The following is a 16,219-nucleotide window of genomic DNA, read 5'->3' on the forward strand; positions in this document are numbered from 1 at the left end:
GTTTATATGAAACCTGGTGAAATTATTGTAAAACGTACTGAAATTGAAGTGAATAAAGGGCTTGATGCAACGATTATAGACGTTAAAAATACTGGTGATCGACCTATTCAAGTTGGTTCACATTATCACTTTTTCGAAGTTAACCCTGCGCTTCATTTCAATCGTGAAAAAGCTTATGGCAAACGTCTAGACATTCCTGCAGGTGCAGCTGTTCGTTTCGAACCAGGAGACGAAAAAGAAATTCAGCTTGTGGAATATACTGGGAAACGTAAAATTTTTGGATTCCATGGTGCCGTTGACGGACCCATAGATGATACACGTGTCTACAAACCAAATAAAGACGACACAAATATTATAGTGAACCAAAAAGCTAAGCGATCTAGTACTAATGTCAATAAAGAAAGTGGGAATAACGATGAGTTTTAAAATGACGCAATCACAATATACGAGTCTTTATGGTCCAACTGTTGGTGATTCCGTTAGACTTGGTGATACAAATTTATTTGCTAGAGTTGAAAAAGATTATGCTACGTACGGAGACGAAGCAGCATTTGGTGGCGGCAAATCTATTCGAGACGGGATGGCCCAAAACCCTAACGTGACACGTGATGACAAGAAAGTTGCAGATTTAGTCATTACAAATGCAATGATTATTGACTATAACAAAGTCATCAAAGCGGATATTGGCGTAAAAAATGGATATATCATGAAAATTGGTAAAGCTGGCAACCCAGATATTATGGATAATGTCGATATCATTATTGGTGCTACAACAGATGTTATTTCTGCTGAAGAGAAAATCATCACTGCTGGTGGTATTGATACACATGTCCATTTTATAAATCCAGAACAATCCCAAGTAGCTCTTGAAAGTGGCGTTACAACGCATATCGGTGGCGGTACAGGTGCTTCAGAAGGTTCAAAAGCAACAACTGTAACGCCTGGTCCATGGCATCTCCATCGTATGCTAGAAGCAGCCGAATCCTTACCTTTAAATATTGGATTTACCGCCAAGGGACAAGCTGTAAACCATACTGCTTTAGTAGAGCAAATCCATGCAGGTGCTATAGGGTTAAAAGTACATGAGGATTGGGGCGCAACGCCTTCTGCTTTAAATCATGCATTAAGTGTAGCGGATGAATATGATATTCAAATCGCATTACATGCCGATACATTGAATGAAGCTGGTTTTATGGAAGAAACTATGGCTGCTGTGAAAGACCGCGTACTACACATGTATCATACTGAAGGTGCTGGTGGAGGTCATGCTCCTGATTTAATAAAATCAGCTGCTTACAGTAATATTCTCCCTTCATCTACTAATCCAACACTCCCTTATACGATTAATACAGTGGATGAACATCTAGATATGGTAATGATTACACATCATTTAAATGCTGCAATTCCTGAAGATATCGCCTTTGCTGATTCTCGTATTCGCAAAGAAACGATTGCTGCAGAAGATGTCCTACAAGATATGGGCGTATTCAGCATGGTAAGTTCCGATTCCCAAGCTATGGGACGCGTCGGGGAAGTAATTACGCGTACTTGGCAAGTTGCTCATCGTATGAAAGAACAGCGTGGACCGTTAGATGGTGATGGTGAATATAATGATAATACACGTATCAAGCGTTATATCGCTAAATATACAATTAATCCTGCAATTACACATGGCATTTCAGAATATGTTGGTTCCATAGATGAAGGCAAACTTGCAGATATTATCATGTGGGATTCAGCATTTTTTGGAGTAAAACCAGATGTCATCATTAAAGGTGGCTTAATAAATACCGCTATAAATGGTGATGCTAACGGCTCTATTCCTACTTCTGAACCACTTAAGTACCGTAAAATGTATGGTCAATTAGGTGGTAATATGCAAAGTACGTCTATGACTTTTGTATCTACAACTGCCTATGATAATGATATTGGTCAATTACTAGGACTCAAACGTAAACTAAGACCTGTGCATAATATACGTAAACTGAGCAAAGCCGATATGAAAAATAATAATGCAACACCTAAAATAGAAGTTGATCCACAAACATATGAAGTGTTCGTAGATGGTAAAAAAATCACGAGTGAACCAGCTACAGAACTTCCACTAACACAACGTTATTTCTTATTCTAGGAGGATAAATATGATCATCGAAGAAATTGTAGGCAACGTCGCGAATCTATCCGATAGCGAAAAAGGCAAACATATTGAGAAAGTCTATCTTGAAAATTCAGATTTGGTTAAACGTATTCAACGTGTAACTACAGATCATGGAAATGAAATCGGTATACGTTTAAAACAACCTATCGATCTTCAATATGGCGATATTTTATATAAAGATGAGACCAATATGATTATCGTTGACGTTAATACCGAAGATTTACTTGTCATTCAACCACGCACCCTAAAAGAAATGGGTGATATCGCACATCAACTTGGCAATCGACACTTGCCAGCACAATTCACTGAAAATGAAATGCTTGTTCAATATGATTATTTAGTAGAAACTTTACTTAAAGATTTAGGCATCCCTTACAGTCATGAAGACCGTAAAGTGAATCAAGCATTTAGACATATAGGACATTCACATGATTAATCATGCACACTTTCGCCTGTTCCAATTTTGTGATTCACAAGTTCCGACAGGTGCATTCAGTCATTCGTTCGGCCTTGAAACCTATATTCAACGCCGCACTGTTCACGATGAAGCAAGCTTCCAACAATGGCTTACACTGTTTCTAAATGAGCAATTAACATATGCAGATGGCTTAACAATGCGTCTAGTCTATGATGCACTGAATCATCAGGATGAAGCAGCTATTTTACGATTAGATCAACTCCTCTTTGTACAAAGTTTACCTAAAGAAACAAGACAAGGTTCTAAACAAATGGGAAATCGTATGGTTAAACTCGCTCAAGAACTTTATGACAGTGAATGGTTGATGTGGTATTACACACAAATGAAAGAGAAAAAGGCACATTTGCATCCTGCGATTTGTTTTACGATGCTTGGTCATTTTCTGGAATTAGATATAGAAACGATTATTGATTATTATCTTTATCAGAATATTTCTAGCCTCACTCAAAATGCTGTACGGGCAATTCCTTTAGGCCAGACTGCTGGACAACGTATCGTCCATCAAATGATTCCTAAAATGAAAGAAACGAGAGCACATATACTCACTTTAGATGAATCACAACTTGGTATTACTGCACCAGGCCTCGAAATAAATCAAATGGAACATGAAAACGTAAATGTAAGAATATTTATATCTTAGGAGGACTAAATTATGTCAGAAGCCATTAAAATTGGTATTGGTGGCCCAGTTGGTGCTGGAAAAACCCAACTTATTGAAAAAATTGTTAAACGATTATCGAAAGATATGAGCATTGGTGTTATCACTAATGATATCTATACAAAAGAAGACGAAAAAATATTGGTTAACTCAGGCGTATTACCAGAAGATAGAATTATTGGTGTAGAAACTGGAGGTTGTCCTCATACAGCTATCCGTGAAGACGCATCAATGAACTTTGCTGCAATCGATGAATTAATAGAGCGTAATGACGATATAGAACTTATTTTTATTGAATCTGGTGGAGATAACCTCGCTGCTACATTTAGTCCAGAGCTTGTTGACTTTTCAATTTATATTATTGATGTTGCTCAAGGGGAGAAAATACCTCGTAAAGGCGGACAAGGGATGATTAAATCTGACTACTTCATCATCAATAAGACAGATTTAGCCCCGTATGTTGGCGCTTCTTTAGAACGCATGGCGGAAGATACACAAATATTCCGTGCGCATCGTCCATTTACTTTTACCAATCTGAAAACAGATGAAGGTTTAGATGACGTTCTACAATGGATTGATCAAGATGTATTGCTTAAAGGATTAGCTTAATGGCTCAATCCAAGAAAATATGGACTGGCCAATTAGATTTATCTGTTTTTAATAACGGAAAAAAATCTGTGGCAAGAGATATCTTTTTTGAAAAAGCATTAAAAGTGATGCGCCCTGTTTATTTAAATGGTTCTAATATTCCAACATTTTATATCGTCAATGTCGGAGGTGGCTACTTAGATGGTGATCGTTATAAAATGAATTTTAATATAGATTCAAATGCTAAAGTTATTTTAACATCACAAGGGGCTACTAAGATTTATAAAACACTAAAAGATCACGTGGAACAATATCAAACATTTAATATTAAAGATAACGGCTATGCAGAATATGTCGGAGATCCGATTATCGCTTTTGAAAACGCAAAATTCTATCAACACAATACTTTCAACTTAAGTCAAAATGCTGCACTATTTTATACTGATATCTTAACCCCAGGTTATTCTAAAGAGGATAAAACATTTAGCTATACGTATATGCATTTACTAAATGAAGTTTATGTTGATGATACCCTTGTTGTTTTTGATAATATGCTACTCGATCCAAAAAAGAACAATGTTAATGATATTGGCTATATGGAAAACTATACACACCTTGGATCTTGTTATTTCATACATCCTCAAGTGAATCAGAAATTCATCGATAATGTTTATGACCAAATCAAGCATTTTCAGCAAGAATATGATTGCAGATTTGGTATTACACAATTACCTACTCACGGTTTCACGATTCGTATCTTGTCTAATAAGACACAAGTTATCGAGAAAATTTTAACAACTTTACAAAGTTATGTTTTAAAACAAATTTTTGATCGAGACTTAGACTTTTTAAGAAAATATTAAATCTTCTGGGATAGAATTCCAAAAGTAAGAGGGTCATCAGACTGAACTGATGACCCTCTTATCTATATGCCTCGTTTCTTACGCTTCATTAAATACCAAATATTATAATGTACTAAGTAGCCCTATCACACTAATTAATAATAATACAATTGTTGCAATATAAATTAATAATTTCTGTCCTTTGCTTAATGCATTTTCTTTTTTCGTAAATAAACTAAATAATGATCCATCTTTCCCCATTAATAAGGCAATTGAATAAATAAGTAAGACTAAAGATATAAAAAACACTATCAATGATATCAAAAACATCACACAGAACCCCTTCCTATGTATTATAGTACAGTTCTATCGTAACACTATCTCTTTAATTATATTTTCATTTACATACATAAAGCACTACTTTACTTATATATAACAGAATTGGTACACCACCCACTTTTAAATTGCGCTATTTTTTATTTATAATAAAACAAATTGCTAACTTCTTATTTTTATTATTGGTACAATAAATAATAGATATTAACAGTAAAATTTTTATAGGAGTGATCTTATGACTGAACTATATATTTATAAGAACACTGTGCAACAATCTTGGATAGATCATAACAATCATATGCATGACGCACAATATTATTCAGTTTTCAGTGATGCAGTCGTTGGCTTTTTCGATTCAATAGATTTCACAGTATCATATAGACAAAATCAAGCCGTCACTATTTTTAGTGTCGAAGCACATATATCTTTTTTGAAAGAGTTATTACTCGATGAAGCATTTTATATCAAACCATATATTTATGATTATGATCAAAAGAGAGTCCATCTATTCCTTACAATGTATAACTTACAAAATGAACGCATTGCGACTTATGAAGTCATTATGATGTGTGTGGATAACCAAACTCGTCGCAGTACAACATTTCCAAAAGCAATATATGAAAAAATTAAAAGCTACTTTGACAAACAACAACCGTTTGAAATTCCAAAACAACTTGGGCATGTCATAGGTATTCCAAAAATTAAAAGTAACATATAAAATATAGAGGCCTAATCAAAATCTCATAATTTGATTAGGCCTCTTATATTAATATGATAAAAATTTTTATTACAATGACTTGAATTAAACTTTCTATACTTTTCTATATCGTTTCATCCCAAAAATATTTAAAATTAATAGGACAACAAATATGCCGAATAATATCGCTAAGTTCATATAAACATCTTCTATACCATAACCTTTAATCATGACATCTTGCATTGCTTGTCCAGTATAGAATAATGGCATAAGGTGCGCAAAATATTGTAATCCCACATTCATAGATGCGATTGGTATCAGTCCAGCAAATAACACTTGAGGGACAATGACAAGTGGAATAAATTGAATCATTTGAAACTCTGATGATGCAAAGGTAGATAATAAAATACCGAACGTTAATGCTACGAGTGCAGTTAAAATTGTAGTCACTAACACCAACCAAATCGGCCCTTGAACAGCAATATTCAATACATAAATAGCAAACATTACTACCACAAAAGTTTGAATAATACTAAACAGACCATAACCCATGATGTAGCCAAAAATAATTTGACTACGCTTAATGGGTGAGACCAGTAACCTTTCTAAAGTACCAGATGTTCTTTCTTTTAATAACCCGATTCCTGATATTAAAAACGTAAAGAAAAATACAAAGAAACCAATTAGTATCGGATTGATCATATCGAAGTATGTCGAATCTTTATCACCATATAAATAATGCGTCTTTATATTCATAGGCTCTTTACTCATATCATTATTACCTGCATCTGTTTGAATAACTTCGGGAGTGTTAGCTTGTCTTAAGGCCTTTTGTAGTTGATTTGTATTAGCTTTCATTTGTCCCATATTATGACTAATGACCCATTTTTGATTTGTAGAAGCTAATGTTCCTGACTCTGTTGGATTATCATTAGCTAAAGTAACATGCAAGTTACCACCTTTTTGATAGATAAATCCTGTAAGCTCCCCTTTTTTAATTTTATCAGCTATATTTTTATGGCTCGTATAGTTTTGTGTGGAAATATCTTGTTTATGTAATTCAGCTACAAGCGTTTGTGGCACATTTTGAACGCCTACTTTCACGCCATTTGTATTATCTGAAACGGAAAATATATAATATAGTAATGATAAAATAAGTATTGGAGCAACTAATAACAGCATTAGCGTTCTGATATCTCTAATCGTTTGTTTAAATATACGTTTCGCAATGTGTAATGACTTCATAATTAATCCTCCATCTTCAAGAATACTTCTTCAATTGTCTTTGCATTATATTGCTGCTTTAATTCGTCAGGCGAACCTGAAGCAATAATTTTTCCGTGATTCATTAGTAATAATTTATCACAGCGAGAAGCTTCATCTAGCACATGCGTCGTTACCAATATACTCTTATTTCTTTGTTTCGCCTCCTCTAAATCTTGCCATACAGCTTGTCTCAATTTGGGATCTATACCGACCGTAGGCTCATCTAAAATTAAAATATTAGGGTCCTGTAAAAAGCTAATCGCTAAAGACAGTCGTCTTTTCATGCCTCCAGAATATGTAGATACCTTTTGATTTAACGCATCTTGAAGTTGTACCATTTCACTACAACTTTTAATACGTTCTTTAATATATTTACGTTTCTTAATATAGATTCCAGCGAAGAATTTCAAATTTTCCTTACCTGTTAAATCTTCATATAAAGCATCACTTTGTGCCATATAGCCAATATCTTTCAATACTTTCCTATTTGGAATTTCTCTATCATTTACTGTTACCCAACCTGTATCTGTTTTTTCCATACCCAATATACATTGTATGAGTGTCGTTTTTCCTGTGCCAGAGGGTCCAATGAGTCCGACAATTTTCCCCTTTTCAAAAGTAACATTTATATCTTTAAGTATATGTTTTTTGTCAAATGACTTATTAATATTATGAACTTCTATCATCTCTTTAACCCCTTACTTCGCAATAATTTTCATACCTTCCAAATGTAACACTACACTAAAGTGTGTTAACAAATTATATATACGTATTAATTACCCTATAAGTCATATGCTTAATGACCTTATTTTTATTTCATAGTACTCTCAAAAACAGACTATTTTATATATAGTCCTTTCATATATTCAATCATTAAAAATTACTAAAATATAAAATAACCTAGGAATAATTTCCTAGGTTATTTTATATTAACATCTAACTTTGTGTTATTTATTTAATTTATCTAAAGATTGTTTTAAATCTTCAACTAAGTCTTCAGTATCTTCAATACCTACCGATAAACGAATAAGACCATCTGCAATACCTTCTTTTTCACGAACGTCTTTGGGAATAGAAGCATGTGTCATTAAGGCTGGGACAGAGACTAAGCTTTCTACTGCTCCTAAACTTTCAGCTAACGTAAAATATTGTAATTCACGGATAACTGCCTTAGCACTAGCTATATTAGAAACCTCAAAAGCAATAACACCTGTATGTCCCTCCGCTTGTGCTTGATGAATATCATGATTTAAGTGTGTTTCAATACTTGGATGGAATACTTGTTCTACCGCTTGATGCTGTTGTAACATTTCAATGATTGCAAGCGCATTACGTTGTATTTGCTCCATACGCAGACCAAGTGTTTTAATACCGCGTATCAATAAGTAACTATCTTGGGGTCCTAAGACACCACCCGTTGAATTTTGAATGAAGCCGATGCGCTCTGCTAAATTATTGTCGCTTGTAGCAACTAATCCTGAGACAACATCACTATGCCCTCCTAAATATTTCGTAGCTGAATGTAATACAATATCAATGCCTAGTACTAATGGATTTTGAAAATAAGGCGTCATAAATGTATTATCCACTACAGAAATCAACTCATATTTCTTAGCAATTTCCGCTGTTTGTTGAATGTCTGTAACACGTAATAAAGGGTTAGAAGGTGTTTCAATATATAACATTTTTGTTTCTGGTTTAATATATTGCTCTACTTGGTCAATGTGTGTAGTATCAATAAAATCTACCTCTATACCGTAACGCGTAAAGACCTTTGTTAATGCTCTATAAGTCCCACCGTAGACATCAGAATTTAACAATAAATGGTCGCCTTCATCTAATAACATGATTACTGCAGTGATTGCGGCCATCCCAGAACCAAAAGCAAAACCATACTGAGCTTGCTCTAAATCAGCAATAACACCCTCTAAAGCACTGCGTGTCGGATTTGCTGACCGTGAATATTCGTAGCCTTGTCTTAAATCACCAATCTCATCTTGGATATACGTACTTGTTTGATAAATCGGTGTTGTTACCGCGCCTGTGTAAGGATCTGTCGTTAATCCGCCGTGAATTAATTGTGTTTTTTTATTCATTATAAATTCTCCTTATAATCAAATATTTGTTTAGACATGTAACGATCACTACCATCTGGGAATATTGTTACGATGACACCTTTATTGATGTGTTTCTTTACTTCTAGCGCCCCTTGTAACGCAGCCCCTGAAGAACTACCAACAAATAAGCCTTCTTTTTTAGCCAATTGCTTTACATTATTGAAAGCTTCTTTGTCACTTACTTTCACAATATCACTTACCAATGAACGAGGTAAAAACCGTGGCCATTGTTCCGATCCGATACCTTCAATATCATGTGGATGCTGTTTACCTCCGCTTAATATTGAACCTTCAGGTTCTACAATGACACTCTCGACATCAAATGATGCCAAATATTGAGCAACCCCAGAAAATGTACCTCCTGAGCCGACACCAGCAACAAAGTAATCTATTTCAGGTAACTCTAATGTAATTTCTTGTGCTAAAGTATGCGCATAAGTTCTAGGGTTATCTTCATTTTCAAATTGATTTATATATAGTGCTCCAGTATCTGCTTCATATTGTTTGGCTGCATTTTGAGCCCCTTTCATGCCCAATGCTTTATCAGTTCTTTTAATTTCAGCACCTAAGGCTTGCATAATAGATATCTTTTCTTCTGAGAAACCTCCAGGCACAAAAATAACTGTATGGATGCCAAAATGATTACCTGAAATCGCTAATCCAATACCCGTATTACCTGCTGAAGCTTCTACAATAGTATCACCTTTGTTTATTAACTTCTTCTCCAATGCGCGCTCTATTACAAACTTACCCAATCTATCTTTAACACTCCCGCCAGGATTAAATTGTTCTAATTTAGCATAGATTTGTACATCCTCATTACTAAAAGATGTTAATAATACAAGCGGTGTATTGCCTATTAAATCATACCCAATCATCATAGTCCTCCATACATGCAGTTATTCCTTTTTCTATTCCCTACTATACTGATAAGAATTATAATTAATTATTCCATGTTTTGCAAATATTATTTTTAAAATATTGTAAAATGCCTTTTACAATTCCTAGCTTTTTAGTAAGAAAACTTGAAATAGCATTTAAGCTCTTGTATAGTTGTAATTATCAGAAAATTCAATCTTATAGGAGGGTTTGTTTTATGACTCAAAAATCTTGGCATTTAGATACGTTATCTATTCACGGAGGACAAGAGGTAGATGACTTTTCAAAAGCACGTGCAGTCCCTATTTATCAAACTTCCAGTTACGTGTTCGATAGTACAGACCATGCACAAAAATTATTTTCGCTTGCAGAAGAAGGCAATATTTATACTAGAATTATGAATCCTACTCAAAACGTTTTTGAGGAACGTATTGCGGCTTTAGAAGGTGGTGTTGGCGCTTTAGCCACTTCATCAGGTCAAGCAGCTATCCATCTTGCACTTTTAAATATTGTAGAATCTGGTGATGAAATTGTCGCTTCTTCTAATTTATATGGAGGTACATACAATTTACTAAATGTAACGTTTAAAAAACTAGGTATCAAAGTTACATTCGTAGATCCTAGTAACCCTGAAAATTTTGCACATGCAATTACTGATAAGACAAAAGTTGTCTATGCAGAGACAATTGGTAATCCACGTATTGATGTGTTAGATATTGAAGCTGTAGCAAAAGTTGCACATGACCATGATATCCCCCTTATTGTAGACAACACCTTCCCTACGCCTTATTTATTACGTCCTTTTGAATATGGAGCAGATATTATTATTCATTCCGCAACTAAATTTATTGGAGGGCATGGCACGTCGATTGGGGGCGTAATTGTTGATAGCGGTAAATTCAATTGGGATAACGGTAAATTCCCAGGATTAGTAGAACCAGACTCAAGTTATCATGGGGTATCTTATGTTAATGATGTTGGTGATGCCGCTTATATTACAAAAGCTCGTGTTCAATTATTACGTGACTTAGGTTCAGCCGTATCCCCATTTAATGTTCATGAATTTTTAATTGGTTTAGAAACATTACATCTTCGTTTAGAACGTCATTCAGAAAATGCACTACGTGTAGCGCAATTTTTAGAACAACATCCTAAAGTGACATGGGTGAACTATCCAGGGTTAGAAAGTAACGCATATTATGAATTGGGTCAAAAGTATTTACCAGATGGTCAAGGCGCAATACTTACATTTGGTGTTGATGGCAGCGTAGAAGATATTGGTAAATTTGTAGAAAACTTAAAGTTGTTTTCACATTTAGCAAATGTTGGAGATTCAAAATCATTAGTTATACATCCAGCCAGTACGACACATTTACAATTATCACCTGAAGAACAACAGGCTTCAGGTGTCGTCCCAGAACTTGTTAGATTATCAGTTGGTACAGAAAAAATTGACGATATTATTTCTGACATTGACCAAAGTTTTAAAGCATCACTAGGAAACGCTTAAGAAAAATAAATATAAATGTAAACAAACCAAGTGCTGTAATAGCATTTGGTTTGTTTTATTGCTTAAGTTCTATTTATAAATAGTAACAGTATAGAAGTTATACTTATATATCTTTTTTAGATTGCTTAATTGATCTAATAATTTCGTCATTATTTATATTGTGGCCTATAATGACAATATAATTATCCACATTCAAATCTGTCGTTTGTATATTTAACTGATTATTTGCATACTGAATCTGACTTTTCAAGCCGTTCTCACCAAAATCTATAAATCCTTTAACTCTATACACGTATGATGGTAAATTTTGTATCCAATGTATAAAATCATTTTTATGCCAATTCGATGAAAATTGATATAAACAGTGACCTATACTCCCATGAAAAATTTGATCATCACTTTTTTTAATCCATTTTTCTTCTTCAGCTATTGTTATATTTTGTATCTTAATGTCACCATATTTTGTTATAAAGCATTTAATTTTGGGATGTTTACGCTTTAGTACATTCAATATTTCCAATATTTTCTCTGAATTTAATAAATCAACTTTATTTAGAAGTATATTTGAACAATGTTGTAACTGGACATCTACTAACTTTTGTATCCTTTTCGGTAATTTCTCTAAGTTATAATATAAATGGGCATCTAATACGCCAAGGATACTTATGACCTTTGAGAATGGCGCAAGTACAGGCGTTAAGCATGCGTCTAATACCTCACTTGGATGCGCTATACCACTACATTCTATAAAGACAATATCAGGTTTAAAAGTCATATAAATTTCATGTAATTGTTTTGTGACATCCGTCTTTAATTCGCAGCATATACATCCATTTACGATTTCATTAACCTGTATATTACGATTTATCAAATAACTATCTACACTTTTTTCACCGAATTCATTCATAAGTACTGCTGGTTTCTTACCGTTATTCAGTGCTTCTTGAATTAAATGGTTCAAAACTGAGGTTTTTCCCCCGCCTAAAAATCCACCGATAATAACAATTTCCATATTATCACACACTTCCATTATTTAAATCTTTATAACTCATACTTCCTGTAGTTGTTGATTGTCCTTGATATTTACCTTTATATGATGCTTCACATCTCGTTGTTGTTTCAGCTAATACCATTTAATTTGTTGAAAATATTTCCAAGGAAATGATTAACTGGATAATTCAAGTATATTTTTATAAATAGGAATGATTCCTATTTACATTTTATAAGTATACGTTTAAAGTTTATATTAGTCAATATGACGAATAATATTAAAATGAGGGGAATTTTCAATGAATAACATACCAGTTACCGTATTAAGTGGTTATCTAGGATCAGGTAAAACGACAATAATGAATAATGTATTAAATAATCGCCAAAATTTAAAAATCGCTGTAATTGTTAATGATATGAGTGAAATTAATATTGATAAAGATTTAATTGCAGATGGTGGAGGGATTTCTCGTACAGATGAGAAATTAATTGAATTATCTAATGGTTGTATTTGTTGTACACTACGTGAAGATTTACTTAAAGAAGTTGAGTACCTATGTAAAAAGGGAGGGATAGATCAAATCATTATCGAGTCAACAGGTATTTCAGAAACTGTCCCAGTTGCGCAAACATTTTCGTATATGGACGAAGATATGGGTATCGACTTATCAAAATTATGTCGTCTAGATACCATGGTTACAGTAGTTGATGCCAATCGTTTTATAAATGATATTCGTTCAGAGGATTTACTTATAGATAGACAACAAGGCGTGAGCGCTGAGGATGAACGGACAATTGCTGATTTATTAATTGACCAAATTGAATTTTGTAATGTCTTAATATTAAACAAAACAGATTTAGTTAGCTCAAAGGAATTAGAAAAACTTATAACTGTGTTGCGAAAACTACAGCCTGAAGCAAAGTTCATTAGTACAACTTTTGGTCAAGTAGATATAAAAGATGTGTTAAATACTAAACGCTTTGATTATGAAACATCCAGTAACTCGGCAGGTTGGCTACGAGAACTGACAAATGGCGGTCACACGCACCACGCACCAGAAACTGAAGAATACGGTATTTCTTCAATGGTTTATAGTAGGACTTTACCTTTTCATGCCGCCCGCTTCAATCACTGGTTGGAACATCTTGATAAAAATATCGTCCGTACTAAAGGTATTGTCTGGCTAGCTCAATACAATCAAGTTGCTTGCCTACTTTCACAAGCGGGCTCAGCAATCGACTTAAAGCCCGTGACATACTGGGTAGCAGCTATGGAAGCTTCTAAACAACGTTTGATCCTAAAAGAACGAGACGATGTAAGAGAAAATTGGGACATTCAATATGGAGACAGACATACTCAGTTTGTCATTATCGGAACCGATTTAGATGAAGAAAAAATAACAAAGGGGCTTGATAATTGTTTACTAAATTCAACTGAAATTGAGCAGAATTGGGGTACGCTTAAAGACCCTTATCATTGGAGCATACAATAAATACTCCCTATGCTCTAAAGAACTTCACAGTAAAGGCGTTTTTAGACATCCCTCTATAAAACGCGCACACAAACCGAAGACTAACCTTTATTAATCAAACCATATAGATTTTAAAACATTCCAATGATTTATACGCTTAGCTTATACTTATTTAGAAAAACAAATATATTCAAAAAACTTCACAATTCACGACGCTTCCCTCAATTTTAATCAGAACTTACAGAGGAAGATTTCGTTGAAATTGTGAAGTTTCTTATGTTTATTTACCTACAAAATATAAACCTGTAAGTACATTAGCCTCTAAGTGACTCACTTCAACATTGAAAGTGCTATTACGAATCAAGTGATGGGCTGTTGCATATGATTTAATGCTTTCTTTATATGGAAGTGAACTTTGTGTGACACCTCCACCAAGAACTATATAATAAATGTTAAACACGCTAAATAAATTGATACAAAGCTGCTGCGTTAACTTAATTACTTCTTCTATCATATCTTTGACTGCTTTATTGTCACCGTCTATATACATTTGTATCGCTTCTCTTGTGCTGACTACTCTATTTAATATTTCACTTGCTTTTCTACTAATGGCTGATCCAGAAATTTCATTTTCCACACAACCATATTGCTGACAAACCGGACACTTATAATCACTGTTACTTTTAATGACAGTGTGACCTATCTCTCCGAAATTACCATCCACACCCGATACAATTTTCCCTTTTCGAACATATGCCATACCTACGCCAGTACTAATCGTTAAATATATAAAATCTTCCACTCCATCTTCAATATATTGATACTCTGCTAGAATTGCAGCATCTGTATCATTAACAAATTGAGGTTTAAAATCACTATGTTCTGTGATATATGATTCAGCATTAAAACCATTGTAAGCTTGTAAATTAGGAGGATTTAAAAATAAGCCTTTCGTGTAATCACACGGACCAGGCATAGCGATATTTAATACTGTATCATCTATACTTTTAAAATCAGTCACATACTGTTTCGCAATTTTCAAAATTTCATTAAACTGCGCTGTAGGGTCAACTTTATTTGTTTCAAATTTTTTACTGTCTATAATTTTCAAATCTTCATTAATTAGACCTACGATGGTTTTTGTTCCACCAATATCAACACAAATTTTCAACATTTGCTACCAACTCCATTATTTTTTCTCAATATAGTGATGATATACTCCCTCTACTGAAAGTACTTCATTATTTAGTTATAATGCGCCATTTATACATGACTAACTATCATTGTCATGTCACCGTTAAATGCTATATCCTTATCCTCAGTCGTTAATATAAAATGTATCCCCTTTTCTAATTGGTATACTTCCTCTTCAATAGTAACAACACCCTGCCCTTCCACAATGGAGATGAGACAATAATGATAGGGCTTTGTATATGTTAAACTACCTGAAATAATCCAACGTTCAACTGTAAAAAATGTATTCGAAACAAACTGCGTATATGATTGACCTTGAATCATTTCATATTTAGGGATGGTGTTGGGTGTTTGCGTATTGAGATTAATGACAGCTTTACTTTGTTCTAAATGTAAGTCTCTTGTATTACCATCTTTATCTGTACGATTATAATCATAAATTCTATATGTGGTATCTGAGGACTGTTGGGTTTCTAATATTAAAATGCCCTCCCCAATAGCATGAACAGTTCCCGCTGGTACATAAAAAAAGTCTCCAGGCTTCACTTTTACTGTGTGAAATAAGTCCTCAAATTGTGCATTATCTATCATTTGTGCTAATTCATCTTGATCCTTTGCATTCACACCATAAATAATTTCTGCATCTTCTTTAGCATCTAATATATACCAACATTCTGTTTTACCATACTCTCCCTCATTAATTTGTGCATATGTATCATTTGGATGGACTTGGACAGATAACTTATCATTGGCATCTAAGATTTTAGTAAGCAATGGGAATTTTGCTTCACTGGTTTCACCAAACAAACTCTTGTCTTCATTCCAAACTTCTTCTAGTGTTTTATCCTTATGTTTGCCGTTTTCAATTTTATTTGGGCCGTTAGGATGTGCCGATATCGCCCAACATTCTCCTATATGATTATTTGGTAGATCGTAATTAAATGATTTGAGCGCTGTGCCACCCCAGATACGTTCTTGAAACACAGGTTTTAAAAATAATGGCATTGCTTTGTACCTCCATTCTTTATTTTATT

The 16,219-nt window shown here is 33.9% G+C and carries 17 protein-coding genes; 9 read left to right on the plus strand and 8 right to left on the minus strand.

The genetic code is table 11. The annotated features are described in order from the left end of the window. The first annotated feature begins 6 nt into the window (after positions 1–6). The 6 genes from BK821_RS02065 to BK821_RS02090 are packed head-to-tail and all read left to right on the plus strand — an operon-like array spanning position 7 to position 4,745. Complete coding sequence (locus BK821_RS02065; protein ID WP_046836436.1) at positions 7–426, plus strand: urease subunit beta; 420 nt, start codon at positions 7–9, stop codon at positions 424–426. Next, a complete protein-coding gene (gene ureC, locus BK821_RS02070; RefSeq protein ID WP_071331073.1) occupies positions 416–2,131 on the plus strand; it encodes an urease subunit alpha in 1,716 nt (571 codons plus the stop codon). The genes BK821_RS02065 and ureC overlap by 11 nt, the downstream gene beginning before the upstream one ends. A gap of 10 nt (positions 2,132–2,141) precedes the next feature. Beyond that, entirely contained in the window at positions 2,142–2,594 is a 453-nt protein-coding gene (ureE, locus tag BK821_RS02075) for an urease accessory protein UreE (RefSeq protein ID WP_046836438.1), read from the plus strand. Next, on the plus strand, positions 2,587–3,276 hold the full coding sequence (locus BK821_RS02080; protein ID WP_046836439.1) for an urease accessory protein UreF: 690 nt from the start codon (positions 2,587–2,589) through the stop codon (positions 3,274–3,276). The genes ureE and BK821_RS02080 overlap by 8 nt, the downstream gene beginning before the upstream one ends. Positions 3,277–3,288: 12 nt before the next feature. Continuing rightward, on the plus strand, positions 3,289–3,903 hold the full coding sequence (gene ureG / locus BK821_RS02085; RefSeq protein ID WP_046836440.1) for an urease accessory protein UreG: 615 nt from the start codon (positions 3,289–3,291) through the stop codon (positions 3,901–3,903). Beyond that, positions 3,903–4,745 (plus strand): urease accessory protein UreD, encoded by an 843-nt coding sequence (locus BK821_RS02090; RefSeq protein WP_046836441.1) that lies wholly within the window; start codon positions 3,903–3,905, stop codon positions 4,743–4,745. The genes ureG and BK821_RS02090 overlap by 1 nt, the downstream gene beginning before the upstream one ends. A 102-nt stretch (positions 4,746–4,847) precedes the next feature. Here the strand turns inward: BK821_RS02090 and BK821_RS02095 are convergent, their stop codons facing one another. Continuing rightward, on the minus strand, positions 4,848–5,054 hold the full coding sequence (locus tag BK821_RS02095) for a hypothetical protein (protein ID WP_046836442.1): 207 nt from the start codon (positions 5,052–5,054) through the stop codon (positions 4,848–4,850). A gap of 241 nt (positions 5,055–5,295) precedes the next feature. On the opposite strand from BK821_RS02095, the gene BK821_RS02100 reads away from it, so the two are divergent. Beyond that, positions 5,296–5,778 (plus strand): thioesterase family protein, encoded by a 483-nt coding sequence (locus tag BK821_RS02100; RefSeq protein ID WP_046836443.1) that lies wholly within the window; start codon positions 5,296–5,298, stop codon positions 5,776–5,778. Between the two features lie 93 nt (positions 5,779–5,871). Here the strand turns inward: BK821_RS02100 and BK821_RS02105 are convergent, their stop codons facing one another. From BK821_RS02105 to BK821_RS02120, 4 genes are all read right to left on the minus strand, one after another. Next, on the minus strand, positions 5,872–7,002 hold the full coding sequence (locus BK821_RS02105; protein WP_071331074.1) for an ABC transporter permease: 1,131 nt from the start codon (positions 7,000–7,002) through the stop codon (positions 5,872–5,874). A 2-nt stretch (positions 7,003–7,004) separates the two neighbouring features. Continuing rightward, complete coding sequence (locus BK821_RS02110) at positions 7,005–7,709, minus strand: ABC transporter ATP-binding protein (protein WP_046836445.1); 705 nt, start codon at positions 7,707–7,709, stop codon at positions 7,005–7,007. A gap of 261 nt (positions 7,710–7,970) precedes the next feature. Next, a complete protein-coding gene (locus BK821_RS02115; protein ID WP_071331075.1) occupies positions 7,971–9,119 on the minus strand; it encodes a bifunctional cystathionine gamma-lyase/homocysteine desulfhydrase in 1,149 nt (382 codons plus the stop codon). After that, entirely contained in the window at positions 9,119–10,018 is a 900-nt protein-coding gene (locus tag BK821_RS02120; RefSeq protein WP_071331076.1) for a PLP-dependent cysteine synthase family protein, read from the minus strand. Before BK821_RS02120 ends, BK821_RS02115 begins: the two co-directional genes overlap by 1 nt. A gap of 218 nt (positions 10,019–10,236) precedes the next feature. Here BK821_RS02120 and BK821_RS02125 point away from each other — a divergent pair, with 218 nt between their 5' ends. After that, the gene (locus BK821_RS02125; RefSeq protein ID WP_046836447.1) at positions 10,237–11,529 is read left to right on the plus strand and encodes a homocysteine synthase; all 1,293 of its coding nucleotides are present in this window, start codon (positions 10,237–10,239) and stop codon (positions 11,527–11,529) included. A gap of 103 nt (positions 11,530–11,632) precedes the next feature. Here BK821_RS02125 and BK821_RS02130 read toward each other — a convergent pair whose 3' ends face one another. Then, positions 11,633–12,541 (minus strand): CobW family GTP-binding protein, encoded by a 909-nt coding sequence (locus BK821_RS02130; RefSeq protein WP_071331077.1) that lies wholly within the window; start codon positions 12,539–12,541, stop codon positions 11,633–11,635. Positions 12,542–12,818: 277 nt separating this feature from the next. On the opposite strand from BK821_RS02130, the gene BK821_RS02135 reads away from it, so the two are divergent. After that, a complete protein-coding gene (locus BK821_RS02135) occupies positions 12,819–14,012 on the plus strand; it encodes a GTP-binding protein (RefSeq protein ID WP_071331078.1) in 1,194 nt (397 codons plus the stop codon). Positions 14,013–14,271: 259 nt separating this feature from the next. On the opposite strand, the gene BK821_RS02140 is transcribed toward BK821_RS02135, so the two are convergent. Together BK821_RS02140 and manA are read right to left on the minus strand one after the other, a co-directional pair. Beyond that, positions 14,272–15,165: an ROK family protein gene (locus BK821_RS02140; protein WP_071331079.1), complete on the minus strand. Its 894-nt coding sequence runs from the start codon at positions 15,163–15,165 to the stop codon at positions 14,272–14,274. 89 nt (positions 15,166–15,254) lie between these two features. Further along, on the minus strand, positions 15,255–16,190 hold the full coding sequence (gene manA, locus BK821_RS02145; RefSeq protein WP_071331080.1) for a mannose-6-phosphate isomerase, class I: 936 nt from the start codon (positions 16,188–16,190) through the stop codon (positions 15,255–15,257). Between the last annotated feature and the right edge of the window lie 29 nt (positions 16,191–16,219).

The organism is Staphylococcus sp. LCT-H4 (genome assembly GCF_001866145.1).
Classification (GTDB): domain Bacteria; phylum Bacillota; class Bacilli; order Staphylococcales; family Staphylococcaceae; genus Staphylococcus; species Staphylococcus succinus.

Excerpts from the sequence above, each read along its gene's own strand:
- BK821_RS02065 (WP_046836436.1), top strand. The coding sequence starts at position 7 with ATGAAACCTGGTGAAATTATTGTAAAACGTACTGAAATTGAAGTGAAT.
- ureC (WP_071331073.1), top strand. The coding sequence starts at position 416 with ATGAGTTTTAAAATGACGCAATCACAATATACGAGTCTTTATGGTCCA.
- ureE (WP_046836438.1), top strand. The coding sequence starts at position 2,142 with ATGATCATCGAAGAAATTGTAGGCAACGTCGCGAATCTATCCGATAGC.
- BK821_RS02080 (WP_046836439.1), top strand. The coding sequence starts at position 2,587 with ATGATTAATCATGCACACTTTCGCCTGTTCCAATTTTGTGATTCACAA.
- ureG (WP_046836440.1), top strand. The coding sequence starts at position 3,289 with ATGTCAGAAGCCATTAAAATTGGTATTGGTGGCCCAGTTGGTGCTGGA.
- BK821_RS02090 (WP_046836441.1), top strand. The coding sequence starts at position 3,903 with ATGGCTCAATCCAAGAAAATATGGACTGGCCAATTAGATTTATCTGTT.
- BK821_RS02095 (WP_046836442.1), bottom strand. The coding sequence starts at position 5,054 with ATGTTTTTGATATCATTGATAGTGTTTTTTATATCTTTAGTCTTACTT.
- BK821_RS02100 (WP_046836443.1), top strand. The coding sequence starts at position 5,296 with ATGACTGAACTATATATTTATAAGAACACTGTGCAACAATCTTGGATA.
- BK821_RS02105 (WP_071331074.1), bottom strand. The coding sequence starts at position 7,002 with ATGAAGTCATTACACATTGCGAAACGTATATTTAAACAAACGATTAGA.
- BK821_RS02110 (WP_046836445.1), bottom strand. The coding sequence starts at position 7,709 with ATGATAGAAGTTCATAATATTAATAAGTCATTTGACAAAAAACATATA.
- BK821_RS02115 (WP_071331075.1), bottom strand. The coding sequence starts at position 9,119 with ATGAATAAAAAAACACAATTAATTCACGGCGGATTAACGACAGATCCT.
- BK821_RS02120 (WP_071331076.1), bottom strand. The coding sequence starts at position 10,018 with ATGATTGGGTATGATTTAATAGGCAATACACCGCTTGTATTATTAACA.
- BK821_RS02125 (WP_046836447.1), top strand. The coding sequence starts at position 10,237 with ATGACTCAAAAATCTTGGCATTTAGATACGTTATCTATTCACGGAGGA.
- BK821_RS02130 (WP_071331077.1), bottom strand. The coding sequence starts at position 12,541 with ATGGAAATTGTTATTATCGGTGGATTTTTAGGCGGGGGAAAAACCTCA.
- BK821_RS02135 (WP_071331078.1), top strand. The coding sequence starts at position 12,819 with ATGAATAACATACCAGTTACCGTATTAAGTGGTTATCTAGGATCAGGT.
- BK821_RS02140 (WP_071331079.1), bottom strand. The coding sequence starts at position 15,165 with ATGTTGAAAATTTGTGTTGATATTGGTGGAACAAAAACCATCGTAGGT.
- manA (WP_071331080.1), bottom strand. The coding sequence starts at position 16,190 with ATGCCATTATTTTTAAAACCTGTGTTTCAAGAACGTATCTGGGGTGGC.